General features: G+C 51.2%; 16 protein-coding genes and 1 pseudogene. 2 read left to right on the forward strand and 15 right to left on the reverse strand.

Going from position 1 to position 19,660, the window contains the following annotated elements; all coding sequences use genetic code 11:
* Positions 1-80: 80 nt before the first annotated feature.
* From priA to dapF, 8 genes are all read right to left on the reverse strand, one after another.
* A complete protein-coding gene (gene priA / locus ACFSUC_RS01110; protein WP_379927539.1) occupies positions 81-2,516 on the reverse strand; it encodes a primosomal protein N' in 2,436 nt (811 codons plus the stop codon).
* Positions 2,503-3,774, reverse strand: coding sequence for a bifunctional phosphopantothenoylcysteine decarboxylase/phosphopantothenate--cysteine ligase CoaBC (gene coaBC / locus ACFSUC_RS01115; protein ID WP_379927540.1), 1,272 nt, complete (start codon positions 3,772-3,774; stop codon positions 2,503-2,505). The genes priA and coaBC overlap by 14 nt, the downstream gene beginning before the upstream one ends.
* A 53-nt stretch (positions 3,775-3,827) precedes the next feature.
* Positions 3,828-4,031, reverse strand: a complete 204-nt coding sequence (rpoZ, locus tag ACFSUC_RS01120) for a DNA-directed RNA polymerase subunit omega (protein WP_379927541.1) — start codon at positions 4,029-4,031, stop codon at positions 3,828-3,830.
* 1 nt (position 4,032) lies between these two features.
* Positions 4,033-4,644, reverse strand: a complete 612-nt coding sequence (gene gmk / locus ACFSUC_RS01125) for a guanylate kinase (RefSeq protein WP_379927542.1) — start codon at positions 4,642-4,644, stop codon at positions 4,033-4,035.
* A gap of 15 nt (positions 4,645-4,659) precedes the next feature.
* The gene (gene remA, locus ACFSUC_RS01130) at positions 4,660-4,920 is read right to left on the reverse strand and encodes an extracellular matrix/biofilm regulator RemA (RefSeq protein ID WP_379927543.1); all 261 of its coding nucleotides are present in this window, start codon (positions 4,918-4,920) and stop codon (positions 4,660-4,662) included.
* A 60-nt stretch (positions 4,921-4,980) separates the two neighbouring features.
* Positions 4,981-5,862: a YicC/YloC family endoribonuclease gene (locus tag ACFSUC_RS01135; RefSeq protein ID WP_379927544.1), complete on the reverse strand. Its 882-nt coding sequence runs from the start codon at positions 5,860-5,862 to the stop codon at positions 4,981-4,983.
* Positions 5,863-5,892: 30 nt separating this feature from the next.
* A complete protein-coding gene (locus ACFSUC_RS01140; RefSeq protein ID WP_379927545.1) occupies positions 5,893-7,824 on the reverse strand; it encodes a bifunctional homocysteine S-methyltransferase/methylenetetrahydrofolate reductase in 1,932 nt (643 codons plus the stop codon).
* A gap of 230 nt (positions 7,825-8,054) precedes the next feature.
* Positions 8,055-8,882 (reverse strand): diaminopimelate epimerase, encoded by an 828-nt coding sequence (gene dapF / locus ACFSUC_RS01145; protein ID WP_379927546.1) that lies wholly within the window; start codon positions 8,880-8,882, stop codon positions 8,055-8,057.
* 452 nt (positions 8,883-9,334) lie between these two features.
* Between dapF and ACFSUC_RS01150 the strand changes: the two are divergent.
* A pseudogene (locus ACFSUC_RS01150) lies at positions 9,335-9,640 on the forward strand (hypothetical protein); the annotation flags it as partial.
* Positions 9,641-10,131: 491 nt separating this feature from the next.
* Here ACFSUC_RS01150 and ACFSUC_RS01155 read toward each other — a convergent pair.
* Positions 10,132-12,903: a calcium-translocating P-type ATPase, SERCA-type gene (locus ACFSUC_RS01155; RefSeq protein WP_379927547.1), complete on the reverse strand. Its 2,772-nt coding sequence runs from the start codon at positions 12,901-12,903 to the stop codon at positions 10,132-10,134.
* Positions 12,904-13,122: 219 nt separating this feature from the next.
* On the opposite strand from ACFSUC_RS01155, the gene ACFSUC_RS01160 reads away from it, so the two are divergent.
* Positions 13,123-14,910, forward strand: a complete 1,788-nt coding sequence (locus ACFSUC_RS01160; protein ID WP_379927548.1) for an Rqc2 family fibronectin-binding protein — start codon at positions 13,123-13,125, stop codon at positions 14,908-14,910.
* A 142-nt stretch (positions 14,911-15,052) separates the two neighbouring features.
* Here the strand turns inward: ACFSUC_RS01160 and ACFSUC_RS01165 are convergent, their stop codons facing one another.
* From ACFSUC_RS01165 to ACFSUC_RS01190, 6 genes are all read right to left on the reverse strand, one after another.
* A complete protein-coding gene (locus ACFSUC_RS01165; RefSeq protein WP_379927549.1) occupies positions 15,053-16,000 on the reverse strand; it encodes a MerR family transcriptional regulator in 948 nt (315 codons plus the stop codon).
* A gap of 116 nt (positions 16,001-16,116) precedes the next feature.
* Positions 16,117-16,980: a PHP domain-containing protein gene (locus ACFSUC_RS01170; protein ID WP_379927550.1), complete on the reverse strand. Its 864-nt coding sequence runs from the start codon at positions 16,978-16,980 to the stop codon at positions 16,117-16,119.
* A 61-nt stretch (positions 16,981-17,041) separates the two neighbouring features.
* Positions 17,042-17,965: a selenium metabolism-associated LysR family transcriptional regulator gene (locus tag ACFSUC_RS01175; protein WP_379927551.1), complete on the reverse strand. Its 924-nt coding sequence runs from the start codon at positions 17,963-17,965 to the stop codon at positions 17,042-17,044.
* 168 nt (positions 17,966-18,133) lie between these two features.
* Positions 18,134-18,571 carry a hypothetical protein gene (locus tag ACFSUC_RS01180; protein ID WP_379927552.1) on the reverse strand — a complete coding sequence of 146 codons (438 nt, stop codon included), beginning with the start codon at positions 18,569-18,571 and terminating at the stop codon, positions 18,134-18,136.
* A gap of 198 nt (positions 18,572-18,769) precedes the next feature.
* Positions 18,770-19,030 carry a YlbG family protein gene (locus ACFSUC_RS01185; RefSeq protein ID WP_379927553.1) on the reverse strand — a complete coding sequence of 87 codons (261 nt, stop codon included), beginning with the start codon at positions 19,028-19,030 and terminating at the stop codon, positions 18,770-18,772.
* 182 nt (positions 19,031-19,212) lie between these two features.
* The gene (locus ACFSUC_RS01190; RefSeq protein WP_379927554.1) at positions 19,213-19,656 is read right to left on the reverse strand and encodes a YlbF family regulator; all 444 of its coding nucleotides are present in this window, start codon (positions 19,654-19,656) and stop codon (positions 19,213-19,215) included.
* Positions 19,657-19,660: the final 4 nt, after the last annotated feature.

Below are 19,660 nucleotides of genomic sequence, written 5' to 3' on the forward strand. Positions count from 1 at the left end.
CGCCATCACCTTTCTCATCGGTTCAATATCTGCATTTTAATCATGAAGCATCGTTCGCCATCCGACTTTCCGACGCTTCTCTACATCAATATGTAAGGGTCCACGTCTGTGGTGACCCGTACTTGACGATTTTTGATTTCATCCTCCAACTGTTCCAGCGCCTGTTCAATTACTTCCGTAACAGACAGATCTCTCGCATATTTTATCATGCACTGAAACCGATATCTATCCTTCAGCCTGGCAATCGGCGAAGCGACCGGTCCCATCACTTCATAATCGCGCGTGAGCCTGTGCAGCTTCTCCTTCAGTACTTTGCCGAGCTTTTCTGTAAAGTTCATGGCGATGTTCGCCATCTCATGGGAGACCGTAAACAGCACGAGCTGCTTGTAAGGCGGGTAATCCCTCAGCTTGCGCATCACCAGCTCCTTGTTGGCAAATGGCTGATAGTGATGTCGGCTTGCCAGCTCAATCGCATAATGTTCAGGCGCATAGCTCTGGACAAATACCTCTCCCGGCAGTTCATGTCGTCCCGCTCGGCCAGCAACTTGAGTCAGTAACTGAAACGTTCGTTCCGCGCCGCGAAAATCCGGCAGGTTCAAGATCGTATCGGCAGCAATCACACCGACCAGGGTCACATTCGGAAAATCCAGCCCTTTCGCAATCATTTGGGTTCCCAGCAACACATCCGCTTGCTGTCTGCCGAATTGCGTCAGCCATTTTTCATGAGACCCCTTTTCCGTTGTCGTATCCACATCCATCCGTATGACCCGAATACCGGGAAACAGCTTGACCAATTCTTCCTCTACCCGTTGTGTCCCGGTCCCGAAATAGCGGATATGCTGGCTTTGGCAGCTGGGACATGTCTCCAGTTCCCGTTCCGTATACCCGCAATAATGACAGCGAATATGCTGAATATGACGATGATAGGTCAGGGAAATCTGACAATGCGGGCACTCGGCGACATAACCGCAGGAACGGCACATGACAAAGGTCGAAAACCCTCGACGATTCAGCATGAGCACCATCTGTTCCTTGCGCTCCAGTCTTTTGACAATCGCCTCATGCAGCGGTCTGCTGAACATGGAACGATTGCCCTGTTTCAGCTCATGCCGCATATCAATGACATGGACACGCGGCAGCGGCCTTGCGCCTACCCGATTAGGCAGTGTCATCGTTTCCAGGGAACCGTTCAGACCTGCTTCATACGTTTCCAACGAAGGCGTAGCAGACCCGAGCACCACAACCGCCTTTTCCAGCTTTGCGCGTTGCAACGCTGCGTCTCTGGCGTGGTATCTGGGCGTTTCCTCCTGCTTGTAGGAGCTTTCGTGCTCTTCATCAATGATAATCAGGCCCAGCCGTTCCAGCGGGGCAAAGATGGCGCTGCGCGCACCCACCACGACCTGGGCCTGGCCTTGTCTCAGCTTGCGCCATTCATCATATCGCTCTCCCTGGGACAGACGACTATGCAATACCGCGACCCGATCGCCGAATCTCCCCTTGAAGCGCTCTACCATTTGCGGCGTCAGCGAGATTTCGGGTACGAGCACAATCGCTTCCTGCTGTCTGGCGAGGCAAGTCGCGATGGACTGCAAATAAATTTCAGTTTTCCCGCTTCCGGTTACCCCATGCAATAGAAAGGTGTGCAGCTCATTCATATGGAGCGCATCCACGATGCGATCATAGGCTTCCTGCTGTTCGATCGTTAACGAGAGCGGGGTTGTCTGTCCGAAGTCCCGGTCTGCATACGGATCTCTCAGCATCTCCGTTTCCTTCATCTCGGCACAGCCCAACTCACACACACGCTTCACGGTAGACGCATTCATCTCCAGCTTCACGAGCAGTTCGGAGAGGACAATCGGCTCGGGATGATCCAGAAAATAGGCAATCAGTTCGCGCTGTCTCTTCGCTTGCGGTGGACAATCCGCCAGTGCCTTATCCAGTACCGTGGAAGAGGGATGCGGATACACGACGAGCTGCATTTTCTTTTGCAAGCGATCCTTCATACGGGTGCGCTCCATCAAGATGCCGTCAGAGAGCAGCTTGCGAATGCCGGCTGCCTCATCTGGAAACATCGTATGCAGCTCATCCCAGGACACTTCGCCTTTTTCTCGCACATACTGGGTCATGGGCGTATCCATCCACGTTTGGCCCGCCTGATCTTGCACGGCAAACATGCGGTCATATTTCGCTTTCAGCGCACCTGGCAGCATAGCTTGCATGCACGAAATTCGGGAACAAATGTACTTGCTGCTCATCCATTCCGTCAGTTCAATCAGCGATGGTGTCAGCACCGGATAGGGATCTAGCACATGAACGAGTTCCTTGATCCGATTGGCGGGTACTTCGCTCGTATCTCGCACAGCCGTTACGAACCCCTGAATGACCCGTTTTCCAAACGGCACCCCGACCCGACTCCCCGGTTCCACGACAGCCTCCAATGCGCTCGGAATCGCATAGTCAAAGGGACGGTTTACTGCTTTGGCGGGTACGTCTACGATCACTTCAGCGAAGCGCATCCCGTTCCCCTCCCTGAACCTCTGAGGATGACCCCGGGAGCTTTTGCTCTGCTACACTCAAGATGCGATCAGCGAGCTCTCGCTTCGTCATTTGCGGAAACGCCATCAACAAGCCGTTGTCATCAAACAGACTGACGATATTCGTATCCCCATGAAATCCTGCACCCTCAGCCGATATATCGTTCGCAACCATCAACTGGCACTTTTTCCGTCTCAGCTTGTCCATCGCGTAATGGGCCAGGTCATGGGTTTCCGCTGCAAATCCGATAATAAACTGATGCGTTCTCCGTTCGCCCAGTTCAGCCAGAATATCCGGGTTTGGAACCAATTCAATCGTCCAGTTATCCGCATCTGTCTGCTGCGACGCTCCCGGTTCGAGCGGTTGCTTTTTCCGTTTCTTCGTTTCAGTCCGAATCGGCCGATAATCCGCCACAGCGGCTGCCTTGATCACCACATGGCTCTGATCAAATTCCTGAAGGACAGCAGACCTCATCTGCTCAGCCGTTTCCACCTGAACGAGACGTACGCCTTCCGGTGCCGGAATCGCCACGTTGGCAGAAACCAATACCACGTCCGCCCCTTTTCGAGCCGCCGCTTCTGCCAGTGCATAGCCCATTTTGCCGGAGGAATCATTGCCAATATACCGAACCGGATCGATACGCTCGCGCGTACCCCCTGCGGTAACGAGAAGCCGTTTGCCCTGCCAGCTGTGTTCAGCCTGAAAATAGCACTGGATTTCCTGAAAGAGGTCTTCGGGCTCGGGCAGTCTGCCTTTGCCGGTATAACCGCAGGCAAGCTGACCTTCTGCAGGGTCCAGTATACGAACGCCGCGCTGACGCAAGATTTCCAGGTTGTGCTGTACGGCAGCATGGGCCAGCATATGGACGTTCATGGCAGGGGATACCCAAATAGGGGCCGTCGTGGCCAGCAGTGTCGTACTCATCATGTCATCGGCAAGTCCGTGCGCCATTTTCCCGATCATGTTAGCCGTTGCGGGTGCGATCACGATCAGATCAGCGTGATCCGCTACATCGATATGGGAGATTCGTGCCGCGTCCTGTTCCTCAAATGTATCCGTATAAACCTGGTGTCTTGAGATCGTCTGGAACGTAAACGGTGTCACAAATTTGGCTGCCGATTGCGTCATCATGACCTGCACCTTCGCCCCGGCCTTGACCAGCATGCTGCACAAACCGACAGCCTTGTAGCTGGCAATACCTCCACAGACCCCAATTACAATGGTTTTCCCTTTGAGCATCATGGTTCCTCCCTTTCCGCCCTCTCATGAAAAAAATAACAACCTTGCGGTTGTTACTCGGCTTTTTCCTCTTCAATTTCGATCAGGTCCTCATAAATTTCCTCGAGTGCGCGTCCCACATATTTGTGTGATTTAGGGGAGGACAGCTGACTTGGTGATCCGTCTCTGAGCAGTCGGGCTCGTTTTGAGGAGGCGACGACCAGTGAATACTTGCTGCCAACTTTCACTTCTAGCTTATCAATAGAAGGATATAACATCTTATTTCACCTCAAGAATCTGTTTTTTTATATTTGGGAAAACACGTTCTCTGCGGCAATGCTCCGCAGCAATGATCGATTGAATGCGTGCACAGGCCAGCTCGATCTCATCATTGACGACCACGTAGTCGTAATTCTGCATCATGCTCAGTTCCTCGCGCGCTGCACTCATCCGGTTTTGAATGGACTCCGATGTCTCGGTGCCTCTTCCCACAATCCGGTTTTCCAGTTCATTCAGAGAAGGCGGAATGAGGAAGATGAAAATGCCTTCCGGGAATTTCTCCTTCACTTTAAGTGCACCCTGTACTTCGATTTCGAGGATGATGTCCTTGCCCTTATCCAGGGTTTCACGAACAAAAGGGGCGGGAGTCCCGTAAAAATTCCCTACGTATTCCGCCCATTCCAGCAGTTCATCCTGCTGAATCATGGACTGAAATTCTTCTTTGCTTTTGAAGAAATAATTGATTCCATCTACTTCTCCCGGTCTCGGAGATCGGGTCGTTGCGGAGATGGAATAGGTAAGATCCTTCATTTTCGGACGAAGCGCCGTGCATACGGTTCCTTTCCCGACACCTGAAGGACCGGATAATACGATTAGCAATCCCTTTTCCATGAGTACCTCACTTCACTATTCGTCTTGATCGTCGTCTTTGGCTGACAGGCGATGGGCCACGGTCTCGGGCTGCACCGCTGACAAGATCACATGATCACTGTCTGTAATAATGACTGCACGAGTTCTTCTGCCGTATGTAGCGTCGATGAGCATGTGCCGATCACGTGCTTCCTGAATGATGCGTTTAATAGGAGCAGATTCAGGACTTACAATAGAGATAATTCGATTGGCGGAAACAATGTTCCCAAATCCGATGTTGATAAGTTTAATCGCCATTTCAGTTCCTCCCTATTCTTATTCACACCTTGCAGGTGTAAGATACATGCGATGGGAATTTTATTCGATATTTTGAACCTGTTCCCTGATCTTTTCCAATTCGGATTTCAAGTCCACCACCCACTCGGCGATCTGAATCGCATTCGATTTCGATCCGATGGTGTTCACTTCCCGATTCATTTCCTGAATGAGGAAATCCATTTTTCTGCCTACAGGTTCATCAGCTTGTAACAAGCGATCAAATTGTTCGAAATGGCTCTCGAGTCTCGTCAATTCCTCAGTGATATCTGACCGTTCAGCCAGGAGTGCAATTTCCATGGCAAATCGATGCTCCTCGATAGACGAATCACTCAGCAGCTCTTGGAGGCGATGATGCAGTCTGCTGCGTGTATCGGCCAGCACCTGCGGACGACAAGCCCGGATATCGGCATGAACCGTTCGCAAGGTTCCGACCCGCTCTGCCAGCTCCTGCTGCAAATGCTTTCCTTCTGCCTCTCGCATTTGAAGAAGATGAGCCAGCGCCTCTGAGATGCCCAGCTCAAGCTCCCTGGCAAATCGATCCGGGTCCTCTGTATCGCCTTCCTCGATCTGATACAAGTCAGGGAGCTTCAGCAAATCAGAAAAATGAAGAGAACCGGCACGTCCGTACCGTTGCTCCGCTTCCTGACCTATCTGCATCCACTGATCAGCCAGATCCCAGTCCAGATTCAGACGTTTGCTTGGCTGACCGGTCTGCTCGACGGACAAATAGACGTCAAAGCGGCCTCTTTTTGCCTGCTGCTGAATCGTTTTGCGAATGACTTCTTCAAATTCCAGCCATTCCTTGCCGGAGCGCACATTCACTTCCAGGTATCTATGATTGACGGATTTCATCTCGACCTTGATCTGATAGGCGTCATAGAGCCGTTCAGCTTGGCCAAATCCGGTCATACTGCGAATCATATATGATCACATCCATTACCCTATTGTAGTTTATTTTGTCATAGGGTACAAGTGGGAATCGGAACGGTTCGTGATTTCCCAAACATAGCGTGTCAGGTCAACCGTCATCTGGTATGCCATGAACGGAGTCATCAGATAAATGCCATTAAAACGCTGCACCGCAACATCCAGCAGTTCCTTGGCAATCTGTACGCCCATCGCCCTGCCCTCAGGGCCTTTGAGTCCGGCCATTCTCTCGCGAACTTCATCAGAGAGCTGAATGCCTGGTACTTCATTATGCAAGTATTCCGCGTTACCACCGCTAGCCAGTGGCGCAATCCCGAGAAAGATGGGCACTTCCAAGTGCTTGGTAGATTGATAGATTTCTTCGATCAGATCCGCATCATAGACCGGCTGGGTCATGATATAGTCTGCACCGGATTCAATTTTGCGCTCCAGTCGCTTGACAGCCTTGTCGAGATATTTCACGTTCGGATTGAAGGCAGCCCCTACAACAAAGCCTGCCTTTTGCTTCAACGGCTTCCCGGAGAAGGAAATGCCCTCGTTAAGCTGTTTGATCATGCGAATGATCTCGAAAGAGGTCAAGTCATATACGGAGCTGGAACCTGGCAGATCTCCGAATCGGGCCGGATCTCCGGTAACAGCAAGCACATGATCAATACCCATGGCATCGAAGCCCATCATATGAGATTGCGTTCCGATCAAGTTCCGATCCCGGCAGGCAATGTGTACGAGCGGACGAATGCCCAGCTTGTCATGCAGCAGGTAGGCCAGAGCTGAATTGCTCATCCGAGTCACAGCGAGTGAATTGTCGGCCATGGTGATAGCATCGACCTTCGCTTCCTGAAGGGCAATGGAACCTTCAATGAAGGTATCGATATTCAGATCCTTCGGTGGGTCCAGTTCCACAATGACCGTGTGACGCTGCTTGACCAGCTCCACGATATTAGGCTCGTGAATCTGGCGGATTTCGACCGATGAATGCGCCTCTGACGAAGTTTTTCCTGCTGGTACTACAGAGGGCTGCACAGCCGATTCCCTGTTCATCGCCGACAGTGCATCGGCTTCCAGCTGCTGCTGGGCCAGTACGTTCACATCGAGCTTGTTCAGCACTTTCGCCATCGCTTCGATATGCTCTGGAGTCGTCCCGCAGCATCCACCGATTAACCGTGCGCCGAGGGAAGCAAATTTGACTGCGTTGTCTGCAAAATAAGCCGGTGTGGCCATATAAGTAAATTTCCCGTCCACGTAATCCGGAATCCCGGCATTCGGGTAGACAGAAAAGTGCTGTCCTTCCATTTCCCCGAGACTTTCAAGGCTTCTCAGCATCCGATTGGGACCGCTGCGGCAGTTGAATCCAATCAGGTCTGCGCCAGCTTTGCTGACCAGTTCAAATGCGCGCGTCATCTCATATCCGTCTGTCGTTCTCCCTGCTTCTTCAACGGCAAACTGACTAATGACCGGCAGATCGCTCCGCTCACGGATCAATTCCATTGCGAGCATCATCTCCTCCACATCGAAGAAGGTTTCCAGCATCAACCCGTCTACCCCTTCAGCGAGCAGTGCCTCGATCTGTTCCGTGAAGTCCGCCCTGATAGCAGCGGTTCGCATGTTTTTGCGTTTGCCAGCTCGGATTGATCCGACGGCGCCAACAACAAAGGCATCTTCGCCTACCGCTTCTCTGGCGATACGGACACCTGCCCGATTGATCTCTTCGACTTCGTTTTCCAGTCCGAATTTGGCCAGCTTTTCTCTCGTTGCCGTGAAGGTATTGGTCTCGATGACTCTGGCCCCCGCCTGATAGTACCTGCGATGCACATCCGCAATGACCTCCGGCTTTGTCAGATTCAATTCCTCGTATGAGATGCCCACCGGAAAGCCCTGCTGGTACAAATAGGTTCCCATCGCGCCATCGCCCACGAGAATCCGACGGCTCCACTCCGTTCTAATATCAGATTTCATCCCCAATCTCACCTGTTTCTTCATAAATTTATCGTGAATGGTTTCTTCATGCATTCGCACACCTTGCGTTCTTGTTAATACCATACCATGATTGTCGGAATTGGACAATGAATGAAGTCATGCCGCCAAAGAGCCTGTCGGAAAGAGAAAAAAAGCCGGGACGCTTACTTCTGCCCCAGCTGTACTCGTTCATTCCGATCGATTTCGTTGTCAGTTGTCTGTATTCGGTCTTAAACGGTACCCGTAAACACGGTCTCAGCCGGTCCGGTCATATACACATGACCATCTTCCTCGCTCCACTCGATGAAGAGGTCTCCACCCTTGAGCGAAACGGTGGCAGCACGATCCGTATGCCCGTTCAGCACAGATGAAACCAGGGTCGCACACGCTCCGGTACCACAGGCAAGGGTCGGCCCTGCCCCTCTCTCCCACACGCGCATATCTACATAATCGCGGGATTTCACGGTTGCGAATTCAACGTTAATCTTGTTCGGGAACATCGGATGGGTCTCCAGCTTCGGTCCCCACTGGTGCAGGTCAAACTGTACCGCATCATCGACGTAGATAACGGCATGCGGATTTCCCATGGAAACAGCCGTAAACTGATAGGTTTGTCCATCCACTTCAATATCCTGATTGACCACGGTTTCCTGATCAATCGTGGTCGGCACTTTCAGCCCTTCCAGGATAGGCTTGCCCATATCTACCCGCACGGTTTTAGCGGTTCCATTCTCTGCCGTAATCTGTACGTTCTGCACACCGGCTCCGATCGTCTCAATGGATACCTGCTCACTGCTCACCATCTGTTGGTCGTATACGTATTTCGCTACACAACGAATGGCATTCCCGCATTGCTCCGCTTCTGAACCATCGGAATTCATGATGCGCATCCGGTAATCCGCTTCCTCCGAAGGAAGAATGAATACTAGCCCGTCCGCACCAATCCCGAAATGGCGATCACAATACGCAATCGCGAGCTCACTGGCGTTCTCCGGCAGCTGGTCTGCCACAACCACGATAAAGTCATTTCCAAGTCCATTCATTTTCGTAAAGTTCATCTATGACACTCCCATTCATCTCAGCAGTCTGGATTCAGGACAGACGGTCTCGCATCCGCCATTTTCGGCGTATCCGCTTATTCTGTCCATTTGACGATAACATCTTCTGCTATTATCTTAACGGAAGTCAGAGCAAATGCCCACTGATTGAGCGTATAACTTTTTGCATTATCACACATGATGGTGCTCCATCTCATGCCTGCCAGTCTAATCCCGTACCCTACTCCTACTAGACCACCTCTCCATTCAGATCGCTTGTCAGGCGGCCTGTTCAATTCCATGCCTTGCAAGACTGCCTGTCCATGCTCTAACTTTGGTCTGATCTCATTTCTCTGAGGATACAAGCCTCTCCACGTTCACACAAACAGGTGTATGTCTATCGGCAGGTGCCTGTTCCATTACCGGACAGATGAATATGGTAATAAGGAAGATCAATGAGGAGGGCTGTATGCATGTCTCTACCGAATATTCCGAACATCACACCGAGCATTTCGGTCACTGTCGGTCAAACTGTCCCGTTGCTGTTAAGCAGCATTGCACTGGAAGAACTGGCTTTGGGCCATATATTGAATGCGGAAGCGGAGAAATTGCAATTTGTACTGGGGACGCTTACCCCGACCACTTCTGTGCTGGCTGATCCGAATATTACCTTCGATAGTTTGCTTGCGGTAAATGCCAGTGTGCGCAGAACAATCCAGAACGTCATCAAGAAAGAAATGCTGCTTCAGTTCAAATTTGAAAATGTGCTGGATCTCATCCAGGATGTCTTCTCGACCGGAGGAACCCTCTCCATCTCTGTTCCAATCTCTACAATTACTGGCCCAGCATGTGGCCTGCCGATTCCGATCTCTGGCACGCTACTCTCGCCAATCGGAACCCCAATCGGGGGTGCGACGGTCGATCTGGCTGTTGCAGAGGAGACCGGAACCGCAAATGTCATTTCACTGGATACCGTCGTCGTCACCGACCCGATTACAGGTGCCTTTGTCGCCAACGTCTCAGTCGGAGGGGTGGGTACCGTCACCATCTCGGCGACTAGCACGTTATTAGGTCTGCCGATCACCACCTCCATCGTACTCAATGTCAATTGTCCGTAAGGTGAACATCAGACCGCAACAAAAACTGAAAAAGCTGCCGTTTCCTGAACAGCCGCACCGTATGTCAGACGAGAGGTCTCACATTTGGGGCTGTTCAGTCTTGCGGCAGCTTTTTGCCAAGCGATCAAGCAACAGCCTGGCCTTGTTTTTCGTTAACCAGCGTACTTGATCCGGCGTTTTTTCTTCGGGGCGCCGCGCAGCACACTGCCCGCACCCATAAAGAATGTAGGTATACCAGCGAAGACGAAGACCAGTGCCCATTCTCTCAAGCCCAGATCAACCGTTTTGAAGACGGGCTGGAGTGGATCGAGATAAAGGACAGCCAGCAGCAGCACAACCGAAGACAACACCGCTGCCACCAGATACTTGTTCTCAAACAGATTGCGATGAAAGATCGATCGTGAGCTTCTGCAGTCAAACACATGAATCAGCTGCGCCATCACCAAGGTTGCAAAGGCAACGGTCTGTGCTTTCATCAAATGCGCCGCATCATTCGGATTCTCCTGAAGCACGAGCCAGAAGGCGGCCAGTGTACAGATCCCGATCAAGATGCCGCGACTGATAATCTTCCATCCCAGCCTGCGGGCGAAGATGTTCTCTCTGGCTGGCCTCGGCTTCTGTTCCATCAGATCACTCTCGGAGGAATCTACCCCGAGCGCCATCGCGGGCAGTCCATCTGTCACGAGATTCACCCACAGGATCATGATTGGCACGAGCGGCAACGGCATGCCGAGCATCATGGCGATAAACATGACCAGTATTTCTCCGACATTGGAGGCAAGCAAGTAACGGATAAACTTGCGAATATTTTCATAGATCCCTCGGCCTTCCTCAATGGCGGCCACGATGGTAGCGAAATTGTCATCACTCAATATGAGAGAGGAAGCTTCCTTGGACACATCTGTTCCCGTGATGCCCATGGCGATCCCGATGTCGGAGGCCTTGATGGCCGGTGCATCGTTGACCCCGTCACCGGTCATCGCCACGATGTGGCCTTTCTTTTGCAACGCCTTAACGATGCGCAGTTTATGCTCCGGGGATACGCGGGCATAGACATAGACGTCCTCCACTACCCGATCCAGTTGCTCTTCATTCATCATGGACAGCTGTTTTCCGTCCATCACCTTGCCATCGCGAGGAATCATGCCGAGCTGTCCCGCAATGGCTTCAGCGGTCGTTCGATGATCACCGGTAATCATGACCGTTTTGATGCCAGCCCGTTTACAAGTACCGATCGCGGACCGCACTTCCTTGCGTGGCGGGTCAATCATGCCCGTCAACCCGATGAACACCAGTCCCTGTTCAGCGGCCGACTCGGATTCCAGCTGCTCACTGCTCTTCACATCCCGATAGGCAAGCCCGAGCACTCTGAGCGCTGAGCGGGCCATCGCTTCATTGGCTGCCAGCACCTTTTGCTTCATCGTACTGGTCAGGGGCATGATCTTGCCTTCCCACATCATATATTGGCATTGATCCAGCATGACATCCGGTGCTCCTTTGGCGAAGACCAGCCTGCCTCCCTGATGCTGACAGACCACGGACATCCGCTTGCGATCTGAATCGAAGGGGAATTCACGAAGTCGCTCATACAGACCTGTGGTACTCGATCTGGTCATCCCTGCTTTTGCAGCCAGCACAATCAGGGCCCCTTCGGTGGGGTCTCCCTTCACCTGCCATTCCGATTCAAGCTGTTTCTTTTGTTTTTTGCGCTTCGTTTCCGGGAATAGCTCCACCAGCTCCGCATTGTTGCACAGTACAGAAGCCTGCATCAATCTGCGCAGCGTCTGATCTCCCCGCAGGTCCACCGGCTTCCCTTCCGTCTGAATGCTCCCGTGCGGTCGATACCCTTCTCCGCTTACTTCCATGACCTTTCCTTCTGCCCACAAATGGGTCACGGTCATTTTATTTTGCGTCAGTGTGCCGGTCTTGTCAGAGCAAATGACGGAGGCACAGCCCAGCGTTTCAACGCTCGGAAGCTTACGCACGATGGCTTTGCGCTTGATCATACGCTGCACCCCGAGAGCCAGTGCAACCGTCACGATAGCCGGCAGTCCTTCCGGAATGGCCGCCACCGCCAAACTGACACCCGCCAGAAACATGCCATACATTGGCTGACCGTGCAAAATACCGGCCACGACCACCATCATCGTCAGCCCGATCGAAATGAGGATCAGCAGCTTGCCTAATTGCTCCAGGCGATGCTGCAACGGAGTTTGCATTTCCTCGGTGTGCTGGATCAGATCGGCAATCTTCCCCATCTGCGTATCCATACCTGTTGCCACCACGACCGCTTTGCCCGTTCCGCGCGAGATCAGCGTTCCCATAAAGGCCATATTGCTTTGGTCGCCGAGCGGGGCATCGCGGTCTGCAATTGGCTCACACTGCTTCTGAACCGGGACGGATTCCCCCGTCAGCGCAGACTCTTCCGCATAGAAGCCATTTGCCTCGAACAGCCTGGCATCTGCGGGAACGCGATCCCCGCTCTCCATCCAGATAATATCGCCGGCCACGAGTTCGGAAGCGGGGATATCCACCATCTTGCCGTCCCGCATTACCCGCGCCTTCGGAGCGGAAAGCTCCTTCAAGGCACGCAGGGATTTCTCCGCCCGAAATTCCTGCATAAAACCCAGGATGCCATTGACGAGAATGATTGCAATGATGGTGATCGCATCCAGATATTCTCCGAGCAAACCGGAGATGAGCGTAGCGCCAAGCAAAACGAGCACCATGAAATCCTTAAACTGACCGAGCAGGAGTGTAATCGGGGATACCTTGCTGGCTTCCAGCAACACATTGGGGCCGTTCTCGTCCAGGCGTTTCTGTGCCTCTGCCACGGACAATCCCTGGCTCTGCCGGACATGCAGCTGCTTCATCACTTGCAGTGTCGGCTCCATGAACCAGCGGCTCTCACTCTTGTCATTCATTCGCTTCTCCCTCCCATAACTTCTACTAGGACAAATGTATTCAGACAAGCTGGAAAATATCCCATCTTTACGGACAGACTGTATTTTCTTTTCTTCGTTATTTATGGCATCATAATGAAAGGACATCTCCATAAAAACGCAGACTTCTGCACGCATCGCGTGCACACGGTACGAGGTGTAGCTAAATTCGCAACAGAGAGAAAAGAGGAGAGCGAGACCATGGCGATAGATGGACTCTTTTTATACAGTTTGGCTCAAGAGCTGCAAGCCTGTGTAGGCGGCCGCATCAACAAAATTCATCAGCCCGCGGAACGAGATCTGATTCTGCAAATCCGTGCCCAGGGACGCAACATGAAGCTGCTCATATCAGCGAATCCGACTTATCCCCGCATTCATCTGACCGAAAAAACCTATCAGAATCCGGCAGAGGCGCCTATGTTCTGTATGCTCATGCGCAAGCATCTGGAAAACGGGATCATCGAACGAATCGAGCAACCGGATCTGGAGCGTGTGCTGCACCTGCATGTTCGTCACCGGGATGAGCTGGGTGACCTCACCCAAAAGCTGATCATTATCGAACTGATGGGCCGACACAGCAATACCATCCTGGTCGATACGAAATCCAATACGATCATCGACAGCATTCATCATGTAACCCCGGCGCTCAGCTCCTACCGGATTGTGCTGCCGGGGCAGGCCTATATCGAACCACCGAAACAGGACAAGCACCACACCTTGCAGAGCTCCCGCAAGGACATGCAGGAGGCCGTCATCCAGCTCATTCATCAGCACCCCCACGAGGACGATATGCCGATCTGGAAATGGATACTCGAACAGTGGAAAGGGTTCAGCCCGCTCTCAGCCAAAGAGTTAGTTGCGCGTGCCGGTTTGACGGTGTCGTTCACGCTCAACCAGCTGTCCATCCGACAGGCAGATGCACTCGCTGAAGCGTTCGAATCGATGCTTCGTCCCATTCTGATTCAGGACATCCAGCCCAATTTGAGTCTGGACAGTGAGCAGGACAAATGGTCCTTCTATGTACTCCCTTTACAACAATTCACCGGAGAGCAGACGCACTACGAGACCATCAGTGAACTGCTCGAAGCTTACTATGGGGACAAAGCGGAAGAGGATGCCATCAAGCAAAAGACGGGGAATTTGAAAAAGTGGCTGCAAAATGAACGAACCAAAAATGAAAAGAAAATAAAAAAGCTGCAAAAAACGTTGCAAGAGGCCGATCAGGCGGAGCAATTTCGCATATACGGAGAACTGCTTACCGCCTCGCTGCATGCGGTCAAGCGGGGCGCATCCTCGATCTCAGTCATCAATTATTATGATGAAGAGCAGGCATTCATCGAGATCCCGCTCGATCCAACCTTGAGTCCCTCGGACAACGCCCAGCGTTATTTTAAAAAATACAACAAGGCGAAAAACAGTGTGAAAGTAGTCGAGGAGCAGTTGCAGCAAACCCGCGAGGAAATCACCTACATGGACAACCTGATCCATCAGCTCGATCATGCCCAGTTATCTGATGTGATAGAAATCCGGGAGGAACTGGTAGAGCAAGGTTATTTGAGAGAACGCAGTCGCAACCGAGACAAAGGACGCAAGAAAAAAGGCAAATCCGTGCCGCAGCTGCTCTGCTACACGTCCAGCGAACAAATTCCGATCTATGTTGGTAAAAACAACACGCAAAACGATTATGTCACGAATCGCATTGCCCGTTCCCAAGATACGTGGCTGCATACGAAAGACATCCCCGGTTCTCATGTCGTGATTCGCAGTACGGAGTACGGTGAAGCGACGCTGCAGGAAGCCGCCATGCTCGCTGCCTACTATTCTCAAGCGAGATTCTCCAGTCAGGTTCCGGTGGACTATACGGCCATCAAGCATGTGCGCAAGCCAACGGGCGCGAAGCCCGGCTTCGTCATCTATGATCATCAGAAAACGATCTATGTCACCCCTTCGGAAGAACGGGTGCAAAGCCTGCCCTGTGAAATCAAGTAATTCACTTGGCTGTAATGTGATTTCCTACCACAACAAAGAGCTTCCCGACCAGGATAAACCGTCCTGTATGCGGGAAGCTCTTTGTTCATTAGACTCATCGCGATTCTATCGCAGGCTGACCACGATCCTGTCGCTCTCCTGCCTACACCTTCTGAATAACCTTTACCATCTTCTTTACCGCTTCCTTCGCATCCCCTGACAGCATGTGGACGCGCTGGGTGCCCTCCATAAACTGATCATGGGCAATCGATCTTCCTCCGATGAAGACATGGGTCTTCAATTCGCGCTCCAGAATTTGCCGATCCAGTTTCTGAAGAAACGGCATCGCTTTTTTCAGATGCTCATGCGTGGAGAAACTAAAGGCAAAGGCGACCGGCTGAAATTGATCCAGGCAATCCAGGATCCCTTTTTCGGAAGGAGAAGCGCCAAGATAAACAAACTGGTATCCTTCCAGCATCGCATAATAGCCAAAGTACAAGATGCCAATTTCATGTCTCTCCCCCGGTCCACAGGAGGTCACGATCAGGGGGGCATTGTCCGTTAGTGGAAACAGATTCTTGACCGCCTGTACCCGCTCCCTCACAAAATTAGAACCGAAATGCTCTTGAAATTCAGATATTTCCCCGCTCTCCCACAGCTCACCGATGTGAATTAATACGGGCTGAAGCACCTCTCGAAGTACAAAGTCCAAGTGATGTAGACCTGTCAGCCGATCGAAAAAGCGCTGGGCGCCATTGTAGTCCAGCTGAAGGAAAAACGTCAGCAGCCGATTCTGATAATCTTCCACTTCACTGACAGAAGCCGTCTCCCGCTTCTCGGACTGATCCAGCATGATCTGCCCCGAACCGCTCTGGTGCTGATGATCCTGTACAGCCAGCCCGATGGGCATCCCCTCATCGACTTTGTTCTTCAACCAGATTAACGTCTCGATATCATACTGCGTATATCCCCGATAACCATTCGGAAAACGCGATGGCTTTACCGCTTCATACCGCTCTTCCCATTTCCGAATCAGTTGGGTGGACAGACCGGTCCTCATGGCTGCTTCCTTGATCGTATACAAACGATTGTGTTCTTGATTGTCAAGCATATTTCATCCCTCCGCTAGGGTTAGCGTCTCTCTATACGAAGGTAATTATAAACCATTTACAAACATTGTACAATATCTCTGTATGAATCTGTTGAATAGGAATGATTTCCAACAGCTTATCGTTGACGAATTTTTCTTAACTGTCTTAACTGTTGCAAAACTGGCGCTGTCACATATCGGTTGCCGAGCGGACCATGAAAAATCTTGCCCTGACGACTTCCATGGAAATCAGAGCCCGCTGTCTGGATCAGCTTCAGCTTGTCAGCCAATCGGGTATATCGGTCTTCGTCTTCTCCCGTATGATCGGAGTGTCTGACCTCCAACCCATCCATTCCCGTGCTCACAATTTGCTCCACCAGTTCGTCGTCCTGATACAGTCCGGGGTGAGCCAGCACCGCAACGCCACCCGCTTCATGAATCCAGGTTAGTGCCTCGTACGGTGAAATGCGTTCTACCTGTGCATAAGCCTTCGCACCTTCAGCCAAATAGAGGTCAAACGCCTCCCTCATGTCCTGGACTACACCGAGCTGGACAAGCGCATCGGCAATATGAGGCCGTCCGATGGTGTCATCCTCCTTGCCTGCTGCCTTGCGAACATCCGCCAGTTCAATGGCAATGCCAGCCTGCTGCAAGTTGCGAATAATCTGATGATTGCGTCGCTGTCTCGCATCACGCAAACCTTGCAGCCTCTCCTTCAACACGTTGTCATCTGGTTGAATCCAGTATCCAAGGACATGAATATCCTTGCCATTCTGGACCGTACTGATTTCGACACCTGGAATGATCTCGATTCCCCACTTCTCTCCAGCCTCTGCCGCTTCTTTCAAGCCTCCCAGTGTATCGTGATCGGTGATGGCGATGCCGGCCAGACCAGCCTGACTGGCTAGTTCGACTTGTTCAGCAGGCGTATGCATGCCATCTGAAGCGGTAGTATGCGTATGCAAATCATATCGTTTTTCACTTTGCTGCTGTGATGTCATCCATCCGTTCTCCTCTCTGTCGGTTTGATGATCCATGCCATTTGACTGGCTCGTGTCCGATTTATTCGTTCATCAGGTTCCAGTTTTTCATATCCTTCTCCTGAATAAAAGCTTGAAAGGTCGTCGCCGGGAGCGGAAGCAAGCGGTCCTTTTCATGAATAATGTAGAAATGGCGCCGCATTTGCATGCCTGTAATCGGCTTGGTTCGAATAATGTCCAGCGCCACTTCGTGCTTGACGGAGGCCGCGGACAATATGCTCACTCCAAGTCCTGCTTCGACAGCTGATTTGACCGCACCAGTACTGCCAAGCTCCATCACGACGGGCAACGTCTCCGGAGACACGCCGTGCTCCATGAACACTTCCTCGATAACCTGTCTCGTTCCCGATCCCTGCTCTCTGAGGACAAAAGGCTGGCGAAGCACCTCTTCCAGGGTCACGGTCTCCTGCTCAAAGAGCGGGTGTCCCTTCGGTACGATCAGCATCAGCTCGTCATTGAGAACGGGCTCGACCGTCAACTCAGGATGCTTGATCTCAGCTTCTACCAGGCCAATGTGCAACTGATGGTTCAGAACCTCCTCCATAATCTGAGTGGTGTTCATCACCTTCAGTTTATAGGAGATGTGTGTATACTGTTTGGAGAAGTAACCGAGCAATCGCGGCAAGATGGATTCCCCGATGGTCAGACTCGCTCCGAGCTGAAGCTCTCCCTTTAATGACTCGGTGTAGCTGGCCATGGCCTGCTCGGTATCCTTCATGATCTGCATGCTCTTCTTTGCATAGGGCATCAGGGTCTTGCCTGCTTCGGACAAAACTACCTTTTTGGTGGAACGGTGAAACAGCTTCACCCCAAAATAATCTTCCAGGGACTGAATCTGCATCGTTACCGCCGGCTGCGACATATGCAGCATTTGAGCCGCAGAAGAAAAGCTTCCACGTTCTGCGACGGTGTAAAAGATGTGAAGCTGATGAAAGTTGATCGCCATGTCAGGCCTCCTTGCGCGTGCACAATCGTATTCCCATTTTACCCGTTCCCGTCTGGAAATGCATCTATATAACACAAATGGACAGTCGCTCAATCTGCTTGAACGCTGTCCATACTATTCATCACGATATGGGTGCCAATCTTTTGTCATTCTCATCTTGGGGACTCATTATCTCCTTTTTCTGCCGTTTTTGATCAGGGTCATTCTGCGAGAATGACGAAGCCACGAATAGTAAGATTTCAAATCCCTTAATTCTATGGTCTCGGACATTCGACCGAGGAACGTAACGACAATCATCTTGTGAAGCGGATTGCCTGCGATATCCGTTTCCCGATCCAAATTGGAAAATTCAGCGACCATCACAATGTCATCTTCGACCAGGTAAACGTCTTCCTCATGTCGATAATACGATTCAACTTGTCCATTCTTCAATTTATCCCATAAGTATGTACAAATGGTTTCAATCGATTGTCCATCGTCTACGATCCGGTCATTCCAACGGAACTTGGCATGGTTCGTAATCACGATGTCTGCGATCCTCTTGTCTCCGACCTCTACGAAAAAAGGCTCATACGTACTCCAACGGTTCATGACTCTGTCTTTCATTTAATTCAACTCCTTTCCGATCCCAGTGTAGTTCTTTCAGATCATCATCTTATCTCTATTATAATCCATTTGAACTATTTTTTCCACCTAATTGCAAAGGTTTTGTGGAAAATATAAAAAAATTCTCCCACAATTAGGGAGAATCGTCAAGAATAATTCATGTTACGTGAATTCCACTTTTTTTTGTTCATTTTTTCTTTACAAACTGTACATCGTCGTCTTGTCCGGTATTTTTGAGCTATATTCGGTCTTGATATCTTTACGCATCGATAATTCAACTCGTTTAACAAAAGGATACCGCTGAAGCTGCTGAATCACCTGATCCTTCTGATCGGTCGGTACATACAGGACAGCATAGTTCATTCGTTTGGATGTATAGTGTAAAGAGCCTAATCGTTCCAATGGCTTGCTGGATCGTAAGTCCTGAACCCATACAATCAACCCGGTTCGTTCCCTCATCTCTCTTCCCCCTTGCCTGCTCTTTCCCTTTCCCAAGCGATCGAGTCCACTTGGTTTACGATATTTTGTGCACCCTTTTGTTTCCGCTGCTTCTGACGCTGTTTTCTGCTGTAACCTGACTATCCTGGGGCCACTGCGCAGTGGTTTCTGCTCTCGCTCTGCAAAGGGGCTCGATATCCGTCCTATCCGCAGTTTCCACTGCAACTTCCGCCAGAACTGCATCCGCTTTCGGGCAGCAGCTGATTGGAAGGAACTTTGATGGAGTCCGAGACCGAATGAGCAATAAGCTTGGACACCTCATAAAGCAATTGATCCAATTCCTCTTCACTCTTCATAAAGGCCTGTACAACCTCCAGCGTGTGAAGCTTCTGCTCCACGGCCTTCACTCGTTCCATACCTTCATGATAGCTCGGATGGAAATGCCCGAACCGTTCGTATTCCCTGAAGCTTTCCTTCTCTCTGTCCAGTTCGCGAATGCCTTTCTGAGCCTCTTCACTTGCAGCCAGCTGTTCCTTCCAATATAGGTAAGCCTTCATCTCCTGTGAGCGTTTAATGAGGTCTGCCAATTCATAGCTTTCCATCATCAACACAGAGAGATCAAGTGCGTGTTGTTCTGTCACACTCATGATT

Source organism: Marinicrinis sediminis (genome assembly GCF_042685085.1).
Classification (GTDB): domain Bacteria; phylum Bacillota; class Bacilli; order Paenibacillales; family KCTC-33676; genus Marinicrinis; species Marinicrinis sediminis.

Excerpts from the sequence above, each read along its gene's own strand:
- coaBC (WP_379927540.1), bottom strand. The coding sequence starts at position 3,774 with ATGCTCAAAGGGAAAACCATTGTAATTGGGGTCTGTGGAGGTATTGCC.
- priA (WP_379927539.1), bottom strand. The coding sequence starts at position 2,516 with ATGCGCTTCGCTGAAGTGATCGTAGACGTACCCGCCAAAGCAGTAAAC.
- ACFSUC_RS01180 (WP_379927552.1), bottom strand. The coding sequence starts at position 18,571 with ATGAAAGACAGAGTCATGAACCGTTGGAGTACGTATGAGCCTTTTTTC.
- ACFSUC_RS01135 (WP_379927544.1), bottom strand. The coding sequence starts at position 5,862 with ATGATTCGCAGTATGACCGGATTTGGCCAAGCTGAACGGCTCTATGAC.
- ACFSUC_RS01155 (WP_379927547.1), bottom strand. The coding sequence starts at position 12,903 with ATGAATGACAAGAGTGAGAGCCGCTGGTTCATGGAGCCGACACTGCAA.
- ACFSUC_RS01165 (WP_379927549.1), bottom strand. The coding sequence starts at position 16,000 with ATGCTTGACAATCAAGAACACAATCGTTTGTATACGATCAAGGAAGCA.
- dapF (WP_379927546.1), bottom strand. The coding sequence starts at position 8,882 with ATGAACTTTACGAAAATGAATGGACTTGGAAATGACTTTATCGTGGTT.
- ACFSUC_RS01140 (WP_379927545.1), bottom strand. The coding sequence starts at position 7,824 with ATGAAATCTGATATTAGAACGGAGTGGAGCCGTCGGATTCTCGTGGGC.
- gmk (WP_379927542.1), bottom strand. The coding sequence starts at position 4,644 with ATGGAAAAGGGATTGCTAATCGTATTATCCGGTCCTTCAGGTGTCGGG.
- ACFSUC_RS01170 (WP_379927550.1), bottom strand. The coding sequence starts at position 16,980 with ATGACATCACAGCAGCAAAGTGAAAAACGATATGATTTGCATACGCAT.
- remA (WP_379927543.1), bottom strand. The coding sequence starts at position 4,920 with ATGGCGATTAAACTTATCAACATCGGATTTGGGAACATTGTTTCCGCC.
- ACFSUC_RS01185 (WP_379927553.1), bottom strand. The coding sequence starts at position 19,030 with ATGAGGGAACGAACCGGGTTGATTGTATGGGTTCAGGACTTACGATCC.
- ACFSUC_RS01175 (WP_379927551.1), bottom strand. The coding sequence starts at position 17,965 with ATGGCGATCAACTTTCATCAGCTTCACATCTTTTACACCGTCGCAGAA.
- ACFSUC_RS01190 (WP_379927554.1), bottom strand. The coding sequence starts at position 19,656 with ATGAGTGTGACAGAACAACACGCACTTGATCTCTCTGTGTTGATGATG.
- rpoZ (WP_379927541.1), bottom strand. The coding sequence starts at position 4,031 with ATGTTATATCCTTCTATTGATAAGCTAGAAGTGAAAGTTGGCAGCAAG.
- ACFSUC_RS01160 (WP_379927548.1), top strand. The coding sequence starts at position 13,123 with ATGGCGATAGATGGACTCTTTTTATACAGTTTGGCTCAAGAGCTGCAA.